20 protein-coding genes are annotated in these 24144 nt (G+C 71.4%); 17 read left to right on the forward strand and 3 right to left on the reverse strand.

Features of this window, described 5'->3' with window-relative positions:
* Positions 1-88: 88 nt before the first annotated feature.
* From QMZ92_RS02570 to QMZ92_RS02650, 17 genes are all read left to right on the forward strand, one after another.
* A complete protein-coding gene (locus tag QMZ92_RS02570) occupies positions 89-1720 on the forward strand; it encodes a carboxylesterase/lipase family protein (protein WP_283295578.1) in 1632 nt (543 codons plus the stop codon).
* 174 nt (positions 1721-1894) lie between these two features.
* Complete coding sequence (locus tag QMZ92_RS02575; RefSeq protein WP_283295707.1) at positions 1895-3064, forward strand: 3-deoxy-7-phosphoheptulonate synthase; 1170 nt, start codon at positions 1895-1897, stop codon at positions 3062-3064.
* A 59-nt stretch (positions 3065-3123) separates the two neighbouring features.
* Complete coding sequence (locus tag QMZ92_RS02580) at positions 3124-3894, forward strand: 2,3-dihydro-2,3-dihydroxybenzoate dehydrogenase (RefSeq protein WP_283295579.1); 771 nt, start codon at positions 3124-3126, stop codon at positions 3892-3894.
* Between the two features lie 61 nt (positions 3895-3955).
* The gene (locus QMZ92_RS02585; protein WP_283295580.1) at positions 3956-4579 is read left to right on the forward strand and encodes an isochorismatase family protein; all 624 of its coding nucleotides are present in this window, start codon (positions 3956-3958) and stop codon (positions 4577-4579) included.
* Positions 4576-6534, forward strand: coding sequence for an anthranilate synthase family protein (locus QMZ92_RS02590; protein ID WP_283295581.1), 1959 nt, complete (start codon positions 4576-4578; stop codon positions 6532-6534). Before QMZ92_RS02585 ends, QMZ92_RS02590 begins: the two co-directional genes overlap by 4 nt.
* Positions 6535-6712: 178 nt before the next feature.
* Positions 6713-7672, forward strand: a complete 960-nt coding sequence (locus tag QMZ92_RS02595) for a 3-oxoacyl-ACP synthase III family protein (RefSeq protein WP_502961978.1) — start codon at positions 6713-6715, stop codon at positions 7670-7672.
* Positions 7673-7741: 69 nt separating this feature from the next.
* The gene (locus QMZ92_RS02600) at positions 7742-8542 is read left to right on the forward strand and encodes an arylamine N-acetyltransferase family protein (protein WP_283295583.1); all 801 of its coding nucleotides are present in this window, start codon (positions 7742-7744) and stop codon (positions 8540-8542) included.
* 5 nt (positions 8543-8547) lie between these two features.
* Complete coding sequence (locus QMZ92_RS02605) at positions 8548-10242, forward strand: FAD-dependent oxidoreductase (protein ID WP_283295584.1); 1695 nt, start codon at positions 8548-8550, stop codon at positions 10240-10242.
* A complete protein-coding gene (locus QMZ92_RS02610) occupies positions 10239-10724 on the forward strand; it encodes an RrF2 family transcriptional regulator (RefSeq protein ID WP_283295585.1) in 486 nt (161 codons plus the stop codon). The genes QMZ92_RS02605 and QMZ92_RS02610 overlap by 4 nt, the downstream gene beginning before the upstream one ends.
* Positions 10725-10798: 74 nt before the next feature.
* Positions 10799-12280, forward strand: a complete 1482-nt coding sequence (locus tag QMZ92_RS02615; RefSeq protein ID WP_283295586.1) for an MFS transporter — start codon at positions 10799-10801, stop codon at positions 12278-12280.
* Positions 12281-12461: 181 nt separating this feature from the next.
* Positions 12462-13655 carry an MFS transporter gene (locus QMZ92_RS02620; RefSeq protein ID WP_283295587.1) on the forward strand — a complete coding sequence of 398 codons (1194 nt, stop codon included), beginning with the start codon at positions 12462-12464 and terminating at the stop codon, positions 13653-13655.
* A 101-nt stretch (positions 13656-13756) separates the two neighbouring features.
* The gene (locus tag QMZ92_RS02625; protein WP_283295588.1) at positions 13757-14389 is read left to right on the forward strand and encodes an NAD(P)H-dependent oxidoreductase; all 633 of its coding nucleotides are present in this window, start codon (positions 13757-13759) and stop codon (positions 14387-14389) included.
* A gap of 86 nt (positions 14390-14475) precedes the next feature.
* Positions 14476-15285, forward strand: coding sequence for an arylamine N-acetyltransferase family protein (locus QMZ92_RS02630; protein WP_283295589.1), 810 nt, complete (start codon positions 14476-14478; stop codon positions 15283-15285).
* Positions 15286-15472: 187 nt separating this feature from the next.
* Positions 15473-15850: a YybH family protein gene (locus QMZ92_RS02635; protein WP_283295590.1), complete on the forward strand. Its 378-nt coding sequence runs from the start codon at positions 15473-15475 to the stop codon at positions 15848-15850.
* A 134-nt stretch (positions 15851-15984) separates the two neighbouring features.
* On the forward strand, positions 15985-16632 hold the full coding sequence (locus QMZ92_RS02640) for an NAD(P)H-dependent oxidoreductase (RefSeq protein WP_283295591.1): 648 nt from the start codon (positions 15985-15987) through the stop codon (positions 16630-16632).
* Between the two features lie 198 nt (positions 16633-16830).
* A complete protein-coding gene (locus tag QMZ92_RS02645) occupies positions 16831-18435 on the forward strand; it encodes a class I adenylate-forming enzyme family protein (protein ID WP_283295592.1) in 1605 nt (534 codons plus the stop codon).
* A gap of 223 nt (positions 18436-18658) precedes the next feature.
* The gene (locus QMZ92_RS02650; protein ID WP_138051864.1) at positions 18659-19243 is read left to right on the forward strand and encodes an NADPH-dependent FMN reductase; all 585 of its coding nucleotides are present in this window, start codon (positions 18659-18661) and stop codon (positions 19241-19243) included.
* A gap of 137 nt (positions 19244-19380) precedes the next feature.
* Here the strand turns inward: QMZ92_RS02650 and QMZ92_RS02655 are convergent, their stop codons facing one another.
* The 3 genes from QMZ92_RS02655 to QMZ92_RS02665 are packed head-to-tail and all read right to left on the reverse strand — an operon-like array spanning position 19381 to position 24127.
* Complete coding sequence (locus QMZ92_RS02655) at positions 19381-20595, reverse strand: NAD(P)/FAD-dependent oxidoreductase (RefSeq protein WP_283295593.1); 1215 nt, start codon at positions 20593-20595, stop codon at positions 19381-19383.
* Positions 20592-22046, reverse strand: a complete 1455-nt coding sequence (locus QMZ92_RS02660) for an FAD-dependent oxidoreductase (RefSeq protein ID WP_283295594.1) — start codon at positions 22044-22046, stop codon at positions 20592-20594. The genes QMZ92_RS02655 and QMZ92_RS02660 overlap by 4 nt, the downstream gene beginning before the upstream one ends.
* Complete coding sequence (locus tag QMZ92_RS02665; RefSeq protein WP_283295708.1) at positions 22043-24127, reverse strand: molybdopterin oxidoreductase family protein; 2085 nt, start codon at positions 24125-24127, stop codon at positions 22043-22045. Before QMZ92_RS02665 ends, QMZ92_RS02660 begins: the two co-directional genes overlap by 4 nt.
* Positions 24128-24144 lie beyond the last annotated feature (17 nt).

Consider the following 24144-nt stretch of genomic DNA (forward strand, 5'->3'; position numbering starts at 1 on the left):
GACGGATTGCCCGGGCTCCGTTGGCTGCCTCAGAGCTCCCGACACACGATCGGCGGAAACCGAACCGCCCGAGTGTCGAGGAGCTCCGATGGCTGGAAAGCTACAGATCGCCGCTGGGCCGCGGTCCGCCCGTGAGGCGGCCGCGACCCGGCCGCCGGCGTCGGCCGGCGGCCGTCCGGTGGTGCGCACCTCGGCCGGTCTCGTCGCCGGCGAACGCGGTCACGGTGTCACGGTCTTCCGTGGTGTTCCGTACGCCAGGCCGCCGGTCGGCCCGCTGCGCTTCGCCTCTCCCAGACCGCCGGTGCCCTGGCGAGGAGTGCGGGAGGCCGTACGGCCGGCGCTCGCTTCCTGGCAGCAGCCCCTGCCGAACCGTCCGTCGCCCGCCAGTGGCGAGAACTCGCTGTGCGCCAACGTCTGGACCCCCAGCACGCAGGGCTCGCGTCCGGTTCTGGTCTACGTCCACGGCGGCGGCTGGGCCACCGGAGCGGGCAGCCTGCCGGCGTACGACGCGACCCGCCTCGCCGACCGCGGCGACCTCGTCGTCGTCACCTTCAACTACCGTCTGGGAGCATTCGGGTTCGGGCTGCACGAGGACCTCACCGACCCCGTGACGGGCGAGTTCGCCAACTGGGGGCTCCAGGACCAACTGGCGCTCCTGCACTGGGTGCACCGCAACGCCGCGGTCTTCGGCGGAGATCCCGGCAACATCACCCTGTGCGGCACCTCCGCGGGCGGCGCCTCCACCTGGCAGCTGGCCCTGCTGCCGCAGGTGCGTGAACTGGTCCGGCGCATCGTGCCGATCAGCCCCAGCCATGCGCTGGCTCCCGCCACCTCACTGACACCGGACGACGCCCGCACGGTCTACGAGACCCTGGCGAGGCGACTCGGCAGCACGGTGGCCGGACTGCGCGGGGTCCCCGCGGACGCGCTCGGCCGAGCCTGGCACGAGATCTTCGCGGGCGACCCGGACGACCGTATCGTCAGCAGCGGCCGCTGGTACCGGGGGCCGGTCGTCGACGGGCGCACCATGCCGGACTACGCCCATGACCTGCCGACCGTGAACCTGCCCGTGCTGTCCGTGCACACCCGTACCGAGGGGTCCTTCTACACCGGACCCGCCTCCCCGCAGCCCGCTCCCGCGCCCGACGGCCCGCCCGCCCTGCGCAAGGCCGTCCTGGACGTCATGCGGCTGGCGGTGCCCGAGGCGGACGGAGGCCTCGCCGACTCCTGTGTCGCCGCCTACCGGGAGGCCGCGGCTGTCGCCGGACTTCCGACCGACCCGCGGGCGCTGTGGACCGAGGTCTGGGGCGACCTGATGTTCCGGCACCAGATCGTCCGCTTCGCGGAGCGGCACGCCCGCGAGGGGACGACACCGTGGTACGCCATGGAGTTCGCCCACCCGGCACGGGCGCCGCACTTCGGCACGCCGCACGAGGCCACCTCGCCGTTCCTGTTCGGCACCCATCGACTGCCGGAGTTCGCCACCGTGTTCGGTGACGGACCGGTCGAACGGCTGCTCTCCGACATCCTCGTCGACGCTGTCGCGGCCTTCGCCCGCACCTCGCGCCCGTGCACGCCGAACATCCCCGACTGGCCCCCGTTCACACCCGAGAGCCCCAGCACGCTGATCCTGGGCGGCCCTTCGGTGACCGCGACCGTCACGCCGCAGCTCCAGCATCTGAGGTTCTGGGACTTCGTCAGCCGGCTGCCGCGCGCGTGAGCCCGCCCCACTCGGTCCGGGGCCCGCCGTACGGCGCTCCGAGCCGCAGATGAACCGCCCGTACGGCACTCCGACGCCTCTTCGTACCGCCATACGGCGCTCGAGGTCGCATCGATGTGTTCCCAACCCCGCACGACCACATCCGCACACCGCACCTGTATGGAGGAGACAACCGTGGACAACGTCCTGCTGGACCTTCAGGCCAGACCGACCCCGCAGCAGCCGCAGTGGGACGACCTGCCTCAAGTGCAGCGTGTTCGGGCCGAGTTGGCCAACCGGCCCGCACTCGTGAGCGCGGACAGCGTCCGGACTCTGCGCTCCCAGCTTGCCCGGGTGGCAGCGGGGGAGGCCCTGGTGGTGCAGGCCGGCGACTGCGCCGAGGACCCGGACGACTGCACCCCCGGCGCGGTCGCCCGCAAGGCCGCCGTACTCGATCTGCTCGCCGGTGCCCTGCGCCTCGCCACGGGGAAGCCGGTGGTGCGCGTGGGCCGGGTCGCCGGACAGTTCGGCAAACCGCGTTCCAACAACACCGAGCAGGTGGACGGTTTGGAACTGCCGGTCTACCGCGGTCACATGGTGAACAGCCCGGAACCGACTCCCGAGGGGCGCAGGCCCGACCCGCTGCGGCTGCTCACCGGCTACATGGCGGCCGACGACATCATGCGCCATCTGGGCTGGCGCCGCCAGGACCGGCAGGCCGCCATCGACCCCGTGGTCTGGACCAGCCACGAGGCGCTGCTGCTCGACTACGAGATCCCGATGCTGCGGCGCGAGGGCGACGGTCTGCTGCTCTCCTCCACCCACTGGCCGTGGATCGGTGAGCGCACCCGGCGGGCCGACGGCGCCCATGTCGCGCTGCTCGCCGAGACCGTCAACCCGGTGGCGTGCAAGGTCGGCCCGAAGATGGCACCGGCCGAACTGCTCGACCTGTGCGAGCGGCTCGACCCGCGGCGGGAGCCGGGACGGCTGACCCTGATCGCCCGCATGGGCGCGGACACCGTGGCCGAGGCGCTTCCCCCGCTGGTGCGGGCGGTGCGCGCCGCAGGGCACCCGGTCATCTGGCTCACGGACCCCATGCACGGCAACACCGTCTCGACCCCCGCAGGCTTCAAGACCCGCTTCGTGGAGACCATCGAGCGCGAGGTCGTGGCCTTCCAGTACGCGGTCACCGACAACGGCGGTACGGCCGGCGGTCTGCACCTGGAGACCACCCCCGACGCCGTCACCGAGTGCGTGCCCAACGAGGCATCCGCCGACCGCGTGGGCGAGGCGTACGCGACCCTCTGCGACCCGAGGCTCAACGCGGGACAGGCCGTCTCCGTGGTCTCCGCCTGGCGCGAGTGACCTCGACCGGTCCTCCTGCCCGGGCTTCCCTCTGTCGCGAACCTAAGGAGAACTGCGTAATGGAGAACAGACTGGCCGTCGTCACCGGAGCCGCCGGCGGCATAGGCGCCGCGGTGGCCCGGGTCCTGGGCGAGCGCGGTGTGACCGTCGCCGCCGTCGACCGGGACGCCGAGCGGCTGCGCGAGAGCGTGGAGAAACTCACCGCCGACGGGCTTCCCGCAGCCGCGTTCCCCACCGACGTGACCGACAGCGCGGACGTCGAGTCGGTCGTCGGAACCGTCGAGGAGCGTTTCGGCGCCATCGACTTCCTGGTCAACGCCGCAGGCGTACTGCGTCTCGGCGAGGTCAGCACCTTGTCGGACGACGACTGGAACAGCACCTTCGCCGTCAACGCCACCGGCGTCTTCCATCTGTCCCGGGCCGTCGTCAACCGGATGGTGCCGCGTGCCCGCGGCGCCGTCGTCACCGTCGCATCCAACGCGGCCGCCACGCCGCGCAGCGAGATGGCCGCCTACGCCGCGTCCAAGGCGGCCGCCGAGATGTTCACCAAGAGCCTCGGCCTGGAGGTCGCCCGGTACGGGATCCGCTGCAACATCGTCGCCCCCGGTTCCACCGACACCCCGATGCTCTCCTCGATGTGGCGGGACGCGTCCGGGCCACGGGGCACCATCGACGGCCGCCCCGACGCGTTCCGCGTGGGGATACCGCTGCAGAAACTCGCCCGCCCCGAGGACGTCGCGCACGCCGTGGCGTTCCTGCTGTCGGACGAGGCGGCCCACATCACCCTGCACACACTGACCGTCGACGGCGGCGCCGGACTCGGCGCTTGAGACGCGTCCACCGAGCAGACACGCAGCACGCACACGTACCGAGAGAGGAAACGAGGACACCATGGCCGGCCTACCGACCATCGAGGCGTATCCGCTGCCGACGCCGGGAGACCTCCCCGCCAACACGGCGCAGTGGAACGTCGATCCCGCCCGCGCGGTGCTGCTCGTGCACGACATGCAGCGCTACTTCCTGGGGCCCTTCCCCGAACCGCTGCGCACGCAGCTCATCGACAACGCGTCGGTGCTGCGGCGCGGCGCGGCCGAACTCGGGGTACCCGTCGCCTACACGGCGCAGCCGGGCGGCATGAGCGAGCACCAGCGTGGCCTCCTCAAGGACTTCTGGGGACCCGGCATGCGTCCGGCCCCCGCCGACCGGGAGGTGGTCGAGCCACTCACGCCGGGCCCCGGCGACTGGCTGCTCACCAAGTGGCGCTACAGCGCGTTCTTCCAGACGGACCTGCTCACCCGGCTGCGCCTCCACGGCAGGGACCAGCTGATCCTGTGCGGTGTCTACGCCCACGTAGGCGTACTCGCCACCGCCATCGAGTCCTTCAGCCACGACATCGAGACGTTCCTCGTCGCCGACGCCGTCGCCGACTTCAACGAGAGCCACCACCGGACCGCTGTCGAGTACGCGGCCCGTCGCTGCGCGGTGGTCACCACCGCAAAGGAGGTATTCGCGTGACCGGCAACCCGGAGAACGGGCGGTACACGGCCGACCTGTTCGGGCAGATCCTGCGCCCCGAGCCGCCGCCCTTCGCCCTGCTGCACCGGCCGGAGCGAAACGGCGACGTCCTGGAGGTGCTCGTCGGCGACGTCTCCACGCCCGACGCCCTGGCGGGCATACCGCTTCCGGAGCCGGGCGAGCCGGACGGCACATCCCGGCACGAGGTGCTCGCGCTCGTGCCCTTCCGGCAGATCGCCGAGCGTGGTTACGCCTGCACCCACGACGACGCCGACCTGGTGGCGCTGAGCATCACCGGACAGTCCACGGTCGACCTCGCCACCGCCAGGGAGCGCATGCCGGACGGTCCGCTGCGCACCACCGGTGGTCACTTCGACGTGTCCGACGACGCCTACGCCGAGACCGTGCGCCGGGTCGTCGCGGACGAGATAGGTACCGGGGAGGGCGCCAACTTCGTCATCAAGCGCACTTTCACGCTCGACATCACCGACTACACCCCGCACAGCGCACTGACCTTCTTCAAGCGGCTCCTCGAGCGGGAGAAGGGCGCGTACTGGACCTTCCTGGTCCACACCGGCGACCGCACCCTCGTGGGCGCGACGCCCGAGCGCCACATCAGCGTGCACGGCGGGACCGCTGTGATGAACCCCATCAGCGGTACCTACCGGTACCCGCCTTCCGGACCCGTGCTGCCCGAGGTGATGGACTTCCTCGCCGACCGCAAGGAAGCGGACGAGCTGTACATGGTCGTGGACGAAGAGCTCAAGATGATGGGCCGGATCTGTGAGCGCGGCGGTCGGGTGGTGGGCCCGTACCTCAAGGAGATGGCCCGGCTCGCCCACACGGAGTACTTCATCGAGGGCCGCACCGGCGCCGACCCCCGGGAGATCCTGCGCGAGACCATGTTCGCACCCACCGTCACGGGCTCTCCGCTGGAGAGTGCCTGCCAGGTCATTCGGCGGTACGAGGAACGTGGACGCGGCTACTACAGCGGTGTTCTCGCGCTGATCGGCCGGGACGGTGACGGCGGCCGTACCCTCGACTCCTCCATCCTGATCCGCACCGCCGACATCGACGCCGGCGGCCGGGTGCGGATCGGTGTCGGGGCCACCCTGGTCCGCCACTCCGACCCGCAGTCCGAGGTAGCAGAGACGCGGGCCAAGGCGGCCGGCCTCATCGCCGCCCTGGAGGCAGACGGGCCCACCCGCTTCGCCGCCCACCCCGACGTCCTCGGCGCGCTCGGCCGGCGCAACGAGACCATCTCCGGATTCTGGCTCGACGAGGACGCGCCCCGCACCCCGGAGCAGCAGGCACTCACCGGCCGCAAGGTCCTCGTGGTCGATGCGGAGGACACCTTCACCTCCATGATCGGTCACCAACTGCGGGCGCTGGGGCTGGAGGTGACGGTCAGCCGTCACGACGAGGCGTACCGCCTCACCGGTCACGACCTCGTCGTGATGGGCCCTGGACCGGGCGATCCGCGGGACCTCGGGCACCCCAAGATCGCCCATCTGCGGAGCGCCGTACGCAGGCTGCTCGACGACCGGCTGCCGTTCCTCGCGATCTGCCTCAGCCACCAGGTGCTCAGCCGGGAACTCGGGCTCGACCTGGTCCGCAGGGCCGTGCCCAACCAGGGAGTACAGCGCGACATCGACCTGTTCGGCAGGCGCGAACGCGTCGGCTTCTACAACACGTTCGCCGCCCACAGCGAGCAGGACCGTGCCGAGGCAGCCGGCGTGGGCCTGGTCGAGATCGCCCGCGACCCCGAGAACGGCGAGGTGCACGCGCTGCGTGGGGAGTACTTCGCGTCCATGCAGTTCCACCCCGAGTCGGTCCTCACCCAGAACGGAGTCCCGATCATCGCCGGCGTCGTCTCGGGTCTGCTGACCCCGGATCCGCTCGCCGTTCCGCAGGAGGCGAGGAACTCCTATCTGACGTACTCCCCGACTACCTGACGGGTTCGCCGGCCGTGCTTTGCCCGTGTGTTCCGACCCGGGAAACATCTGCTGCGCGGGGAGACCCGAACTCTCAAGGAAGGGTCACACAATGATCACTACGGGCACTGCACGGTCCGGCCGGCCGTCTTCCGGCACAGCGATCCTGGGCACAGGATCCTGCCTTCCGTCCCACGTCGTGAACAACACAGAGGTGGGGGCTAGGGCCGGGGTCACCGACTCCTGGATCCGCGGCAAGACGGGCATCCGCAACCGCCGCCGGGCCAAGCCCGACGAGGCCACCTCCGACCTGGCCGTGGTGGCCGGCCGGGCGGCGCTCGAGGCCGCCGGGGTCCGGGCTTCCGAGCTCGCACTCGTCATCGTCGCCACTTCGACACCGGACTACCCGCAGCCGCCCACCGCCTGTGTGGTCGCCGACGGACTCGGCGCGACCGCCGGCACCGCCGCGTTCGACGTCAACGCCGTCTGCAGCGGTTTCCTCTTCGCCCTCAACACCGCCGAGCAGATGCTCAAGGGTGCCGATTCCCGGTACGCGCTGGTCATCGGAGCGGACATCTACTCACGCATCCTCAACCCCGAGGACCGGCGCACCGCCGTCCTCTTCGGCGACGGCGCCGGCGCCGTGGTCATGGGTCCCGCACGCCAGGGACGCGGCCTCTTCGCCGGGCGGCTGGCCGGCTTCGCGGCCGACCGCGACCTGATCGAGGTGGCCGGCGGCGGCAGCCGGTTCCCGGCCACCGCGGAGACCCTCGCCGCGGGGCTTCAGTACTTCACCATGAACGGCCGCGGCGTCCGCGACTTCGTGAACACCAACGTCGTCCCGGCCATCTCCGCGTTCGTCGCGGACGCCGGCCACCGCGTCGAGGACCTGGCCCACTTCGTGCCGCACCAGGCCAACGGGCGGATGCTCGACGACATGTCGGCCGCACTCGGCATTCCGGAAGGACGTACGCGCGTCAGCTACGAGGAGTTCGGCAACACCGGAGCGGCTTCGGTCCCCGTCACCCTCGACCTGGCCGCGCGTTCCGGTGAGCTCGCCGACGGCGACCTCGTCCTGCTCGCCGCGTTCGGCGGCGGGATGGCGATGGGCCTGTCACTGCTCACGTGGCAGGGCCCACTGCACGCCCGCGTCCACTGATCCCGCGGCTCACGCACCGATCCCGCACCCACACCCCACCCCAACCCCCCTACACACAAGGAGACAGCGATGTTGGACGACATCATGGAGGAATACCTGCGCCGTATCGGCGCGACCCGGCCGGCCGAGGCGGACCTCGAAGGACTGCGGCACCTGATGGACCGCCACATCCTGTCGGTGCCGTTCGAGAACCTCGACTACCATCTGGACGAAGAGATCTTCATGGACGAGCGGGTCCTGGAGAAGATCGTCCGGAAGAACCGCGGCGGTGGCTGCTACGAACTGAACCCCGCCTTCTCTCACTTGCTGACGGCGCTCGGATACCAGGTCGAGATACTGCCGGGCCGGGTGCACCGCCCCGACGGCCTCGGCCCGTTCCTCGGCCACCTGGCGCTGCGCGTGTGGCTGGACGACGAGGCCTGGCTCGTCGACGTCGGCTTCGGCCGCAACAGCAGGCAGCCGCTGCGCCTCGGCTCCCGCGAGCCGCAGCAGGACCCCCACGGCACGTACCAGCTGTCCGACGCCGGCAACGGCACCGTCGACATCCACCTCGGTGGCAAGCCCCTCTACCAGGTCGACGAGCGCCCGGTGCGCGTCGCGGACTTCGCCCCCACCCTGTGGTGGTACCGCACCTCTCCCGAGTCGCCCTTCCTCCAGGGGCTGTTCTGCTCCATTCGTACCCCCGACGGCCTGGTCACCCTCAAGGGCAACACCCAGATGAGCCGGGTCGCGGGGGAGGAGCGCAGCAAGCAGACCCTCACCGACGACGCCGAGGTGTTCGCGGCGTACAAGAAGTACTTCGGCATCGGCCTGGACCGGCTGCCCAAGGAGCCCGGCCTCGGCGTCACCGCCGGCGTGCGGACGGAATGAGTGAGATGAGCGACAACGAATCCGGCGCGCCGGACGACTTCGACGTCCTTGTCGTCGGCGCGGGCCCCTCCGGCCTGCTGACCGCCGTCGAACTACTCCGCCGCGGCATCCGGGTGCGCGTCATCGATCGCAACCCGGAGCCGGCGACCACCCCGAAGGCACTGTCCGTCTGGCCGCGCGCCCTGGACATCCTGCGGGACGCGGGCCTGGGGGACGGCGTGCACCAGGAGTCCGTACAGATCAACCGGCTGAGCTACTTCTCCGAGCGCAAGCCGCTCGCCTCGTTCGCGCTGACCGAGGACACCGCCTGTCGGGTGCTGCCCCAGCACGACACCGAACGGCTGCTCACCCGGCGGCTGCACGAGCTGGGCGGCAAGGTCGAGCGGTCCGTGCGGCTGCTCGCCCTGGATGGTGTGGACTTCTCCGGTGACATCGAGGCCAGTGACGGTGTCACCGCGGTCGTGGAGGACGCAGAGGGCGTCGTGCAGCGCATCCCCGCGCCGTTCGTCGTCGGAGCGGACGGCGCCGGCAGCGCGGTCCGCGGGCAGCTCGGCATCGGCTTCGAGGGCAGCACGTACGAAATGGCGTTCGCTCTGATCGACGCCCGAATCGAGGGCGAACTCCCGCGGGACGAGTGCCTGTTCTACCAGGCACCCAGCGGCGCCCTGGTCATCGTGCCGATGCCGGACGGGATCCACCGCTTCCTGTCCGTCATGCCTCAGGGCAGGGGCGAGGTCACCCTCGGCATGATGCAGGAACTCGTCGACGAGCGCGGACCCCGCGGGGTGCGTCTGAGCGAGGCGGTCTGGCAGGCGGTGTTCCGGGTGCATGCCCGGCACGCGTCCCGTTTCCAGGCCGGCCGGGTCTTCCTGGTGGGCGACGCCGCGCATGTGCACAGCCCGGCCGGTGGCCAGGGCATGAACAACGGCCTCCAGGACGCCCAGAACCTGGGCTGGAAACTGGCCGCGGTCATCCGCGGCGAGTCCCCCGCCACGCTGCTGGACACCTACGGGGCCGAGCGCTCCGAGGCCACCCGGCAGATCGTCCGCGACACCGACCTGCAGACCCGGGCGTGGGTGGCCGACAGCCGCGCCAAGGTCTGGGCCAGAGATGCGGCGTTCGGCCTCTTCGAGCGCACCGGCGCGGTCACCCGGTTCTACACGCCGGTGATGGCCGGACGCAGACTCGCATATCCGCCGGTGCGCGAGAGCCAGCGGCCCTCCGGGCTCACCCGCTGCAAGCTGCGCGACAGAGTCCCCGGCGGCCTCAAGCCGGGCGCGGTCTTCCCGAGGCGGTACGCGGTCGCCCACGGCATCTCGGGACCGGCGGCCGACCCGCACGCCTGGACCCTGGTGCTGGTGCCGTCCGACGCGGCCTGGCTGACCGAGGCCGGACACGTCGTCCACCGGTACGGCGCGCGGGTACGCACCGTCGTCCTGAGGCGCCGCGAACTGCGCGCAGCGACCGGCTGCGGTGGGCCCGGGTACTACCTGGTGCGACCCGACGGGCATGTCGCCGCGCATGGTCACGCGGCCGATCTGGGGCTTCTGGAGACGGAGCTGAGGACCGTTCTGACGGGTCCGCGGCCCGCCACGGGCGACCCGCTGCAGCGCCTCGGAACCGCCGGAGAAACGAACCTGACACTTAATTCGGGCGGCGCTTCTGGTGGACATCCCGGACGCATAACGTCGACGACATGAAGCTGAGAGAGGGCGTCGAGTGGGCAGCGCACTGCTGTATCAACCTCTCCTGGGTCGCACCTGACAAGGCGGTCACGGCAGCCCGGCTCGCCGCGTTCTACGAGTTGCCCACCGCCTATCTGAACAAGCAGCTGAACGCTCTGGGACGAGCTGGCATCGTCTCGTCCCAATCCGGCCCGCGAGGCGGTTTCCGTCTCGGCCGCGGGCCGGACCAGATCTCCCTGATGGACGTGGCAGCGGCCATCGACGGCTCCGCGCAGGCGTTCCTGTGCACCGGCATCCGCCACCGGGGTCCGGCCGGTGAACTCGCCGTGCCGGCAGAGCACCGCACCCGGTGCACGGTCGCCAGGGCCTTCTCCCTGGCGGACCTGGCCTGGCGGCGGCAGCTCGCCGCCAGGACCGTGGCCGACCTCGCGGCCGAGGTTCGGCGGGCCAACCCCGCCGCCTCCGACTACGTACGCCACTGGTTCGACCGGAACTGACCACGTCCGGAACGACCGCGGGCCCGCTCAAGGGGCCGCCCCCCGTTTCCCATCCCGCATGGAAAGGCACAGTCATGCCGTCTTCGGCCACAGGAGCCGTCACCGAGGCGCCGCGTCGCCGGCCGGGTCTCCTCCTGGCGCTGCTGGCATTCGCCCAGCTCATCATCTCCATCGACTACAACATCGTGTACGTCGCCCTGCCGGAGATCGGCTCCGATCTCGGGTTCTCCGCCCAGAACCTGCAGTGGGTGATCAGTGCATACGCGGTCGCCTTCGGTGGATTCCTGCTCCTCGGCGGACGTGCGTGCGACCTGTGGGGCCCGCGCCGGATGTTCATCCTCGGCCTGTCCCTGTACGGCGTCTCCTCGCTCGTCGGAGGCCTCGCGACCTCGCCCGAAATGCTCATCGCCGCCCGAGCGGTGCAGGGCATCGGCGGCGCCTTCCTCTTCCCGGCCACGCTGACGCTGGTCTCCACCAAGTTCGCCGAGGGGAAGGAGCGCAACCGCGCCTTCGCCGTCTGGGGGACCGCCGGTGGCTCCGGCATGATCGTGGGCTCGCTGCTCGGCGGCGTGCTCACCGAGGCCTTCGGCTGGGAGTCGGTGTTCTTCGTGAACGTCCCGCTGGCCCTCGTCGCGATCCTGTTCGCCGTTCCGCTGATCGCGCCGGACGTCCTCGGCGAGGTTCGTCGGCGCTTCGACCTGGCCGGCGCGCTCACCGCCACGATCGGTACCACCGCCGTCGTCTTCGCCCTGGTCCAGGGCCCCGAGTCGGGCTGGGCTTCCTCGACCGTCCTGGGCGCCCTGGCCGTCGGTGCGGTTCTGCTGGTCTCGTTCTTCGTCATCGAGCAGCGCAGCAGTGACCCGCTGATGCCGATGCGCCTGCTCCGCAACCGCAATCTGAGCACCGGCAGCGCCGTGACCTTCCTCTACATGGCCACGTTCGGGACCCTGCTCTACTTCCTCACCGTCTACTTCCAGGGCGTGCAGGGTTACAGTGCCTTGGAGACCGGCCTCGCCTTCCTGGTCCCGATGGTCGCCATCGCCGTCGGCGCCCAGACCGCGGGCCGTCTGGCCACCAGGTACGGCATCCGCGCGATCATGATCGCCAGCCTGGTCGTCGGCCTGGTCGGCACGGTGATCGTGGGTCTGACCCTCGCCACCGACACCTCCTACCCGGCACTCGTCCCCGGCATGATCGTGATGGGCATCGGCCAGGGCGCCGGCTACACCCTGATGTTCGGTGCCGCCACCGTCGGCGTCGACCCGATGGAGCAGGGCATCGCCTCCGGCACCGCCTCCACCACCCAGCAGATCGGTGGCGCCGTCGGCCTCGCCGTCCTGGTGGCCGTCGCCAACTCGGGCCTGGAGGGTCTGAGCGGCGGGGCGCTCACCACCGCCACCACCGACGGCCTGCGCACCGCGGTCTTCCTCGCCGCGGCGGGTATCGGCCTGACCGCCCTGGTCTCCCTCGGCCTCTCCAAGCCGGAGAGGAAGACCGCCAACTCGGCTCCGAAGGCCACCCCGGCCGCCGACGAGCCGCAGACCGTCCAGGTCTGACCCGCCGTCCGGAGCGCTCGTCGCCGGTCCTCGGCCCGCGCCCGGATGCAGCCCCCGCACCCATGTCCCCCGTGGTGCGGGGGTTCTGCGGTTCCGGGAACACCCCGGGCGGGTGCGGCGACCTGACGGATGACGGTGTCCCGGGTTGTCGCCCCGCCCCGCCCGCCAAGAGGATCGTTGTATGCCGAACTCAAAGGTCCTCGAGGCGACTTCGAAGACGGCACCGCTCGCCGCGACCGTGGCGACGGTGTCCCTGATGGGCGTGCTCGTGGTCGGGCAGATGTATGTGACCATCCCGCTGATGCCGCAGATCGCGGACGCGTGGCAGGTCCCGACCGCGTCGGCCGCCCTGTCCACCACCGCCTTCGCCCTCGCCCACGCCGTGGGCTCGCTCGTCAGCGGGCCGCTCTCCAACCGCTGGGGGCGGCGCACCGTGATGGTCGCCAACGTCCTCGCGATGGCCGTCGTCACGGCCCTGGTGCCGCTCGTCTCGGACCTGAGTACCGGCGTCGCCCTTCGCGCCCTCCAGGGGCTGTTCGCCGGCTCCTTCATCCCGATGGCGTACGCGTACGTCCACGCCCGCGTCGCGAAGGAGAGCGTGCCGCTCGCCCTGACCGTGGTCTCCGCCTGCATGGGCGCCACCGTGGTACTCGGCCAGGTCGAGGCGCAGCTCCTGGAGTCGCTGCTCGGCTGGACCTCGGTGTTCTGGGTGACTGTGCCGCTGCTGCTGGCGGGTGCCGCCGTCACCTGGCGGGTGCTGCTCCCCGACCCGCCGTTCGTGCCCGCCGTCGCGCGGCCCGCCGCCGGCCGCGGCGCCACCCGAGGCGCGCTGTCGGGCCGCGTCGTGCCGCTTTACCTGGTCATCCTCGTCGGTGCGGGCGCCCTCACCGCGCTCTACACCGGCGTGGAGCTCTACGGGCCGCCGGAGGTGGCGGACAGCGGGGCCGCGATGCTCGCGCTGCGTGCCAGCGCCCTGCCGGCGCTGGTCATCGCAGTCCTGCTCGCGCCCGCGCTCGGTCGCTTCAGGGCCCCGCACCGTGCGTTCGGCGCGCTCGCCGTCACCGGCGCCGCGATGCTCGCCGTCGGCTACGGCGGGGGCGACGCGGTGCTGCTGGGTGGCGCCCTGTTCGTCTTCATGCTGGGCTTCTCCACGCTCGGACCTGCCCTCATCCAGGCCGTCGGCAGCCAGGCCGGGGCCGCGCAGACCACCGCCATCGCCCTGTACGGCTTCACGCTGAACGTGGGGGCCGGTGCGGGCGCCCAACTCCCGGGACTCCTGGACGGGTTCGGGCAGCTCGCGCTGGCCCTGGCGGTGGCTCTCGCAGTCGCCGCCTTCGGGGTCGGCCTCGCCGTGCGGGCCGCCCGCAGGACTTGACGTACTGCCGGGCACGTCGTTGCGACGGTCCGGCCCGCCGCAACACCATTCGTTGCGTCCTCATCGTCCGCACCCTCCGTATGCTCAGGGAGCCCTTGACCATGACCAATGTCGCCGTCATCTACTACTCCTCGACCGGCTCGACCCACCGGCTCGCCGAGGCCGCCGCCGAGGCGGCCGCCAAGGAAGGCGCCGAGGTCCGCCTGCGCCGGGTCGCGGAGTTCGCCGCCACCGGCCGGGCCGGTTCGAAGGAACACGCCGCGGCCACCGCGGACATACCCGAGGCAAGCCTGGACGACCTGGAGTGGGCGGACGCCATCCTGCTCGGCTCGCCGGTGCACTTCGGCCTGGCCGCACCGCAGCTGATGCAGTTCATCAACACCACCTCGGCGCTCTCCATCCCCGGGAAGCTGCTCAACAAGGCCGTCTCCGCCTTCGCCTCCGGCTCCGCCGAGCACGGCGGTCAGGTGACCACGATCCTCGCGCTGCACAACGCGATCTGCCACTGGGGATCGGTCATCGTGGCAACCGGCTCCACCGATGCCGTCCTCTACGAGAAGAACAACGGCAACCCCTACGGCGCCGGCACCGTCGCGGGCAACCGCCCCGGGTTCGTCCATGAGGAGAACATCGGCGCCATCGCCTACCAGACCCGCCGCACGATCGAGGTCGCCGCGGCGCTCAACACGTCCGCCACCGTGTCCGTCCCGGTCCCCGTCCCCTCCGCCGGCTGAGGCCGGACTCGGAAGGACCGACGCGAAGTGGGACGGGAAGTGGGAAGGCAAGCGGGAAGGCGAGTGGGAAGGAAGGTGAGTGCGTCGTGATCGGCGAGAGCTTGGTGGACGCCTATCTGGAACGCATCGGGGCCGAGCGCCCCGAGCGGGCCGATTCGGCGGCACTGCGGCGGCTGCAGGAACGCCACGTTCTCTCGGTGCCGTTCGAGAACCTGGACTACCACTTCGACCAGGACACGGACATCGTCATGGACGAGCGGGTCCTGGACAAGATCGTGCACCGGCGCCGTGGCGGTGGCTGCTACGAGATCAATCCGGCACTCGGACTCCTCCTCGAAGCCCTGGGGTACACCGTGCGCATCCTGCCCGCGCAGGTCCACCGGCCCGACGGCCTCGGCTCGCGCCAGGGGCATCTGGTGCTCCGCGTCGACCTGCCCGACGGCTCCTCCTGGCTCGTGGACGCCGGGTTCCGCCGCAACAGCCGGCGGCCGCTGCGGATCGGCCTCGCCGGGCCGCAGCAGGATCCGCACGGCAGCTATGAGCTGACCGAGACCGCCGGAGGACTTCAGCTCGCCCTGGACGGAACGCCGCTGTACCTGGTGGACCCCAGGCCGTGCCGGATCGAGGACTTCGGCCCCACCCTGTGGTGGTTCCGGACCTTCCCGGGTTCCCCGTTCCGCCAGGACCTGTTCTGCTCGCTGCCCACGCTCGAGGGCCGCGTCACGCTCAAGGGCAACGTGCTGACCCGCACCGAGCGCGGCGAGCGCACGCGGCAGGTGCTGGCGGACGGCGCCGCCGTCCTGGCCGCGTACGAGAAGTACTTCGGCTTCCGTCTCGACCGGTTGCCCACACCGCCGGTACTGCCGGAGGGCAGCACCGGCGTCCAACTCGACTGACACCCCGCTTGACCGACGTGCGGCTCCACCGATCCACCGCATGACGGGGCAATCGCACCACCCACCCACCGCACGACGGAGCAACCGCACGTACCGCGAAGCCTGACTCCGGCCCCGCCCCGCGCAGCGACGGGGACGGAAGGGCGCTCTGCCGTCCTCCGACCGATCTCTTCACACAGGAGCGAGAATGGCTGTCAGCGATCCGGCACGACTACCTGAAGTCTTCGTGGAAGCCTTCAACGCCAAGGATCTTGACGCGATCGACCGGCTCTTCGAGCCCGAGGCGGTACGCGTGCTCACCCCCGGCGTCGTCGTGACCGGCGACGGACGCCGCCAGGCCACCAGCAGCTTTCTGAGCCTCGGCGTCCCCATAGACATCTCGGTCCGGCACACCTACGTCTACGACGACATCGCCCTGGTGATAGGCGACTTCGTCATCGACGGCACCAATCCGGACGGTGAGCGGGTGCACATCGAGGGGACGGCCACCGATGTGGCGCGGCGTGGCTCCGACGGGCTGTGGCGCTACGTCATCGACAACCCGCCCGGCGTCGAGCACGGCTGACTTGACGGATTACTCGCATTCTCCTGCCGGGTGCCGCTATCCACGACAGGATATGTCGTCGATACAGTAGCCAGAAGGTGTTGAGTTCGCAGCCGGCTTCGGCGCGAGCACCCCAGCAAAGGAGCAGCACGCTCATGACCAAGGTCGCCATCGTTTACTACTCGGCCACCGGCAATATTCACAAGATGGCCGTCGCGGCGGCGGAGGCGGCCGACAAGGCCGGCGCCGAGGTGCGCCTTCGCCGGGTCGCCGAGATCACCGATGAGCCGCTCGCGCCCAACTACCAAGAATGGTCCCAGGCGAACACCGAGCACGTCAGCGCGAGCCGGGACGTCGAGGTGGCCACGATCGACGACCTGGACTGGGCCGACGCGGTCGTCTGGGGCACCCCGGGCCGGTACGGCCTGCTCGCGGGACCGCTCAAGCACTTCATCGACCAGACCTTCGAGCTGCACGCCCGGCGCGGCCTGATGAACAAGGCGATGTCCGTGTTCACGTCGACGGGTACCCCGCACGGCGGCCAGGAGTCCACCGTCCTGTCCCTCAGCAACGTCTTCTACCACTGGGGCGCCATCATCGTGCCGCCCGGCGTGACCGACGACATCCTGCTGACGCCGAGCAACGGCAATCCGTACGGGGTGAGCGCCACCTCCGGACTGCAGGCCATTCCCGGTCACCTGGCGCAGAACGTCACGGACGACAACCTCGCCGCCGTCGGCTACCAGACCGTGCGGACCCTCGAGGTGGCCGAGGCCCTGCGAACGGGCCTGCGAAAGGCGTGAAGGAACCCCCTCGCGCAATTCCCGGAAGGCCGGACCGCAGCACGGCGGTCCGGCCTTCCCGCTGTGTGCCTTTCGGCCGTTCGGACCGAGCTGACGCATTACCGGGTCACGACTTCTTCGTGCCTGCGCCGCGTGGCAATTTAATAGGGAGCGATGCCTGAGTTCGCGAGTCGACTTCAAGATGGGGAAGAAATCCTGATGTTCAAGGTTCCGCAGAGCAAGAAGTTCCTGTACCTCGGGGTGATGTCCGACCGTGCCGCCGTGAAGCACGGCAACACCCCGATCACTCTTGACCACGACATGGAGGCATTCCCCGAGGCCGGCCGCAAGCTGACCGTCAGGGAGTTCGCCGGCCATGTCGCGGAGACCGCCAACCGGCTCTGGGCCGCAGGGGTGCGGCCCAGCGAGCATGTCGCCATCTACAAGACCTCCAACTTCGACATCACCGTCCTCGCCTGCGCCGTCGCCCGGATCGGCGCGGTGCCGGTGATGCTCTCGCCCCATCTGGACGGCCCCACCATCGACAAGCTCTTGCAGCGGCTCCAGGGCTCCACGCTCCTCACCGACGAGGCCAAGCTGTCCGGTGAGCTGGCCGACTCGCCACTCGCGGAGCTGACGACGCGGGTCCTCACGGCGGTGGGGTCGTACCCCGGCGCCGTCCCGCTCGCCGACTTCGCCGGGGCGCCGGAGCGGCAACCGGTGTTGCTCGCCCCGGACCAGCCGGCACTGATGACGCACACCTCCGGCACCACCGGCATCCCGAAGCTGGTGGTCCACTCGGCGCGTTCGCTCGGTGCCCGCGGCAACTGGCAGAACAAGGTCGTCCGGTTGATCCGCAAGCGCGAGACCGTCGCCATGCACGTGTCCTACGTGCACTCGCGCATGTATCTCGGTCTGGCTGTACTGCAGTTGCGCGGTATGCCCATGGTGTTCATGAACGACGCCTCTCCGGCACATGTGGCCGACGTCCTCGTCAAGCACCGGCCAGGCGTTCTGGAGACCCACCCCAACTCGTTCCTGGAGTGGGAGGCGATGCTCGACGACCCCCGCCGGCCCATCTCCAACGTCAAGTACTTCAACAGCACCTTCGACGCGATCCACCCCAGCACCATGCACAAGTTCCTGCACGCGACCGACCGGGACCACCCCGTCTTCCTGCAGGTGTACGGACAGAGCGAGTGCGGTCCGCTGGCGGCCCGTACGTACCGCCGCCGAAACGCCCTGAAGGCCGACGGCCGCTGCCAGGGCTATCCGACACCCGGCATGACCAAGTACCGGCTGGTGAGCCGGGACGGGAAGCCGCCGACCAAGGAGTCGCCCGGCTACATCGACGTCTCCACGGCAGGCCGTGCGCTGACGTACTTCGGCGAGCAGGAGCGCTTCGACAAGCAGGTCATCGGCGAGTGGTGGCGCGGCGGCGACGTCGGGTACCGCACCAAGTGGGGCTGTCTGCACCTGCTGGACCGCGAGGTCGACGTCATCCCCGGCATCGACTCCACGCTCGAGGTCGAGGACGCGGTGCTGCACAGGCTGGAGGAACTGACCGAGCTGGTCATCGTGCCCGGGCCGGACCAGGAGGCCGTTCCGGTCGTCTGCACCCGTGACGACAGGCCCCTCGACCCGGCCCGCTGGGCCGCGGCCGTCGCCGACCAGCCGCCGCTGGCCGAGCCGCTCCAGCGCACCCTCGCCGAGCTGCCGCGCACCGCGACCGCGAAGATCAAGCGGCTCGAACTGGTCCGCCTGCTGGCCGAGTCCATCAGGGCGGAGCGGGACGCCGTGCAGGAGCCGCAGGTGTCCCGCTAGCGGCGGAGGGCATCGGCGAAGGCACCGGTTGCCCGCCGGACGCCGGACACGCGTCGCACCGCGAGAGCGTGTCCGGCCTCCGGCGGGCCTGCGCCGCGTGGTCCGCAGGTCCCCACCTGCCGGCTCATCGAAGTCTTCGATGACGATTGAAAACCTGCAAGCGGGTTTGTTTGACTGTTGGTCAAGCAAATGATCCGCTGTGGAGCCGTGAATGGGGACTGGAATGTCGAGCGAGCGTATCCGTGTGGCCGTAATCCTGGCGAGCGTCCGAAAAGGGCGCTTCGGCCCGACGATCGCCAACTGGTTCATCAGTACCGCCGCCCAGCGCGATGACGTCGAGACCGACCTGATCGACCTGGCGGACTTCCCGCTGCCGACCGCCCTCACCGACGAGCCGACCCCCGAGGTCGCCGAGATGCACCGCGCGTTCTCAGCGCGGCTCGCCGAGGCCGACGGATTCGTCATCGTGACCCCGGAGTACAACCACAGCTTCCCGGCATCGCTGAAGGTGGCCGCGGACTGGACACAGATGGAGTGGCACGCGAAGCCGGTCGGCTTCGTCGGCTACGGCGGCCTGGCCGGCGGTCTGCGCGCGGTCCAGCAGCTCAAGCACATCTTCACCGAGCTGCACGCGGTCCCGGTGCGCGACGCCGTCAGCTTCCACGGCCCGTGGGGACAGTTCGACGAGAACGGCGCGCTGATCGACCCGACCGACGCCGAGGCGGCGGCGAAGGTGCTGTGGGACAAGCTCAGCTGGTGGGCGACGGCCACCAAGGAGGCCAAGGCGCGCCGCCCCTACGACGGCTGACCCGCCTCGAGAACGCGGGTCCGCCCTCCCTGTCCGTCCCCCCGGACGCGTGGACCCGACAGCCTGCCGGGCGCCCCTTCCCCCCAGGGCGCCCGGCAGGCTCCCCATACCGGTCGTGCCGTTCGGCGTGTCCTGAGTCAGCGATGCGCCTCGGTGAGCAACCGCTCCGGTGCCATCGGAAGTTCCCGGCCGAGCAGGGCCCGTAGCGCCGGGTAGGCGCGCGCGTCTCCCGCGAGGACACCGCCGAGCAGGGTTCGGCCGTCCGCTGCGAGGACCACCTTGGCGTAGCTGCCCGCGCCGTGGTCGTCCCGGATGAACTCCAGCGCCCCCTCGGAACGGGCATGGGCGTCACCGAACCCGGCGACGTCCACTCCCAGGAGTTTCAGCCTGGCCGAGGTGTCGGCGCCGGTGAGGGCGGGGCCCGCGCCGTGGAGCAGCCGGCGTGCGACGCTCTCGGCCATCCGGTAGCCGGGTGCGGCCAGGCCGACGCAGCGCCCGGCCACTGCGGCGCACTCGCCGATCGCCCAGATGCGCTCGTCCGCGGTGCGGCAGTGCTCGTCCACCAGGAAGCCGCCGCGCTCGCCCCGTGCGAGACCGAGGGGGGCGGCGAGGTCGTCTCGGGGCCGAACACCCGCCGAGAAGACCACGAGCGGGGTGTCCAGTGCGGTGCCGTCGTCGAGGGCCACCCCGTGCACCCGCCCGTCCGGCCCTGGTTCGACCGTGCGCAGGGTCCGGCCGCAGTGCACCCGTACCCCGAGTTGCCCGATCAGCCGGGCGAGGACCCGGCCGCCGCCGGCGTCGATCTGCTGGGACATCAGCCAAGGCGCCAGTTCCACGACATGGGTCCGCATCCCGAGCCGCCGAAGGCCGCCCACGGCCTCCAGGCCGAGCAGACCGCCGCCGACCACCACGGCGGGACGGCCGGGGACGGCCGCGGCGCGGATGGCCTCGACATCCTCCACCGTCCGGTAAACGAAGCATCCGGGCAGGTCGTGTCCTGGCACGGGCGGCACGAACGGCCGCGAACCGGTGGCCAGGACCAGCGCGTCGTATCCGACCCGGGACCCGTCCGCACAGCTGACGGTGCGCGCGCGCCGGTCGGCACCGGTCACGGGCGTGCCCAGTCGCAGCTCGAGCCGCGGGTCACCGAGAAACCCCGGTGTCGCCAGACCGAGCTGGTCAGCGGTGCGCCCGCCCAGCAGCGACGAGAGCGCGACCCGGTCGTACGCAGGCCGCGGCTCCTCGCCGAGCACCACGATCCGCCAGCGTTCCTGCGCGGGGTCCCTCAGCATCTCCTCGGCGAGTCGATGCCCGGCCATTCCGTGACCGACGACAACGAGCGTGCGGGTCATGGAGGTGTGCTCCCTTGTCTCTTGTCGTCCGCGCGGCTCTCGTCAACGGCGCGGCTCTGGTCGTGGGCGCGCCTGCCGAGGGTCGCGCACAGCGCGCGGACCACCGGGGCGCAGCTTCCGCAGCCCGTGGTCGCGCGGGTGGCGCCGGCGAGCGCGGTGACATCGTGCGCCCCCTGGTGAAACGCGTCGGTGAGGTCCTTGCCGGTGACGTTGTTGCAGTGGCAGACCACGAGGTGCTCCGGTGGCTCGGCGCCGCCGGCGTACCCGTCGTCCCTGCCGAGCAGCAGCGCCAACCGGTCGGGAGGCAGCGGATCGTCCCGGTCGTAGAGCTGGCTCACGGCGGCGACGGCGGGGGAGAGGCCCAGCAGCACCGCGTGGCTGACCCGGCCGCCGCGCAGGATCAGCCGGGCGTAGCGGCAGCCCGCCCGGTCGACGAAGGACACCGTCTCGTCGAAGGGCACTGCCCCGTCCGCGGCGCCCTCGGGGCTGCCGAGAACCAGGACGTCCGTGCCGGGGCTGCGCAGACGCAGCGACCGTCCGCCGGGGCGGTAGGGGGCGGACGGGCCCTCGGTGAGGATCCGGGCCAGGGCGTCCGCCTGCTCCCAGGCGTGTGTGAGGGAGCCGTGCGGCGCTCCGGGGAAGGACACGCAGTCGCCGATCGCGTGGACGAACGGGTCGTCGGTCCGCAGCAGCCCGTCCACCAGGACGCCTCCGCGGACCGTCAGCCCGCAGGACGCGGCCAGTTCCGTGTCGGGGGTGGTGCCGGTGCACAGCAGCAGGGTCGAGGCCCCGAGGATCTGCCCGTCGTCGAGCAGCAGCTTGCCGGGGAGGTACTGGACAGCGCTGCGCCCCAGGTGGACGAGGACACCACGAGAGGTCAGCCGCTCGGTGAGCATGGCGCCGGCCGTGGCGTCGAGATGGTCGTCCAGGGGATGTGCGGACGGATGCACAAGAGCCGTCTCATGGCCGGCACGGCGCAGCGCCAGGGCCGCCTCGACGCCCAGCACCCCGCCCCCCAGCACCACCACGGGACCTTCCACGGGGGGACCGCAGTCGGCCGCGGTGCGGACCGTGCGCACCCCTTCGGACAGGGCACCGGACGCGGTGCGCACTCCGGGCACCTCCGGGATGCGGGGGCGGGCACCGGTGGCCAGCACCAGGGTGTCGTAGGGGAGGCGGCAGCCGTCGTCGGTGTGCGCCACCCGGTGCGCGCGGTCGACCGAAGTGATCCGGGTGCCCGTCACCACCCGTACGTCGTCCGGCAGCGCCGGCAGCGTCAGCTGCCGGGGCCGCAGGGCCCCGTCGAGGACCGAGCCGAGCAGCGCACGGTTGTACGCCGGTGCCGGCTCCGCGCCTACCAGGGTCAGGGCACCGCGGTGGCCGCGCCGGCGCAGCTGCCGGGCGAGACGGTGGGCGGCCGGGCCGTTGCCGGCGACGACGATGGTCCTCATGGTGCCTCACCTCCGGTGGCGTCTGAGGCGACCGAGGGCGTGACGGCGACCGCGGTCACCTTGAACTCCGGCATCCTGCTGCGGGGATCGAGCGCGGAACCGGTGAGCAGGTTGGCCGTGCCCTGCCCTGGAAAGTGGAAGGGCAGGAACACCGTGTCGGCGCGCAGCGCCCGGGACAGCCGCACCCGCGCCTCGACGCTGCCGTGGGCCGAACGCACCACGGCCGGTTCGCCGTCGGCGAGCCCGTACCGCAGAGCGGTGTCGGGGTGCACCTCGACGAAGGGGTCGGGCGCGGCGGCCAGCAGGGCTGGCACGCGCCGGGTCTGCGCGCCCGACTGGTAGTGGGCGAGCAGCCGGCCGGTCGTCGCGAGCAGTGGGAACGTGGCGTCCGGGACGGCGGCGGAGGGCCGGTGGTCCACCGACGCGAACCGCGCCCGCCCGTCCGGATGCGCGAAGCGGTCGAGGAAGAGCCGCGGCGTGCCCGGGTGCGCCTCGTCGCCCTCCGGGCACGGCCAGTGCAGGACCTCGCCCGCGTCCAGCCGGTCGTAGCTGATGCCGGAGTAGTCGGCCCGGCCGCCGGCCGAGGCGCGGCGCAGCTCGGCGAATACCTCCCGGGGCGCGGTGGGGAACCGGTGCGCGGGCTGGCCCAGACGCACGGCGAGGCCCTGCAGCACCTCCAGGTCGGTCCGTACCCCCTGCGGGGGTCTGAGCAGGGGGCGGCGGCGCAGCACCCGGCCCTCCAGATTGGTCATCGTTCCTTCCTCCTCGGCCCACTGCGCGACCGGCAGCACCACATCGGCGAGCGCCGCGGTCTCGGAGGGCACGAAGTCCGCGACCAGCAGCAGATCGAGGGCGGAGAGCCGGTCCGCGACGTGCGCGGCGCGGGGCGCGGAGACCACGGGATTGGACCCGAACACCAGGAGCGCCCGGGGCCCTTGCGCGGTGCCGAGCGCGTCGAGGAGTTCAAAGGCGCTGCGTCCCGGCCCGGGCAGTGCGGCGGCGTCCACTCCCCAGACCCCGGCCACATGCGCCCGGGCATCGGGGTCGCTGATCATTCGGTAGCCGGGCAGTTGGTCGGCCTTCTGGCCGTGCTCGCGGCCACCCTGGCCGTTGCCCTGGCCGGTGAGGGTGCCGTAGCCGCTGCCGATCCGGCCCGGAAGGCCGAGTGCGAGCGCCAGGTTGACGAAGGCCGCGGCGGTGTCGGAGCCCTTGCTGTGCTGCTCGGCGCCGCGCCCGGTCAGTACGTACGCCCGCGGCGCCTCGGCCAGCAGCCGCACCGCCTCGCGCTGGTCCGAGGCGGGCACCCCGGTGATCCGCTCGACCCGTTCCGGCCACCACGCCACCGCCTGCTGCCAGGCATCTTCGAAGCCGGCGGTCCGCTCCTCGACGTATTCCTCGTCGAGTTGTCCCTCGGTGACCGCGAGGTGCAGCAGGCCCAGGGCCAGGGCGAGGTCGGTGCCGGGCGCGGGCCGCAGGTGCAGCGCGGCGCGCTCGGCGGTCCGGGTGGCCCGCGGATCGACCACGATCAGCTGCGGTCGCTCCAGATGGCGCATCAGCGGAGGCATGGTCTCGGCCGGATTGGATCCGGCGAGCAGGACGACGTCCGCCTCGCCCAGGTCGCTTACGGGAAAAGGCAGTCCGCGGTCAAGGCCGAAGGCCGCGTTCGCGGCCGCGGCGGCCGAGGACATGCAGAAGCGGCCGTTGTAGTCGATCTGGCTGGTGGCGAGGGCCACCCTGGCGAACTTGCCCAGTGCGTAGGCCTTTTCGTTGGTCAGACCGCCGCTGCCGAACACGCCGACCGCGTCGGCACCGTGCCGGGCGCGCAGCTCGCGCAGGCGGTCGGCCACCAGGTCGAGGGCGTCGTCCCAGTCCGTCGGCGTCAGCTCGCCGTCCGGGCCGCGCACCATCGGGGTGCGCAGCCGGTCGGGGGCCCGCAGTACCTCGGGCGCCGTCCAGCCCTTCTGGCACAACCCGCCCCGGTTGACGGGGAACACGGGGTCCGGGCGTACGGTCGCCGAGGGCGCGTCGGCGCCGGAGAGCAGTGTGGCGCACTGCAGCGCGCAGTACGGGCAGTGGGTCATCGCCGTCGGAGTGGACT

The organism is Streptomyces sp. HNM0645, from assembly GCF_030056615.1.
GTDB lineage: Bacteria > Actinomycetota > Actinomycetes > Streptomycetales > Streptomycetaceae > Streptomyces > Streptomyces marianii.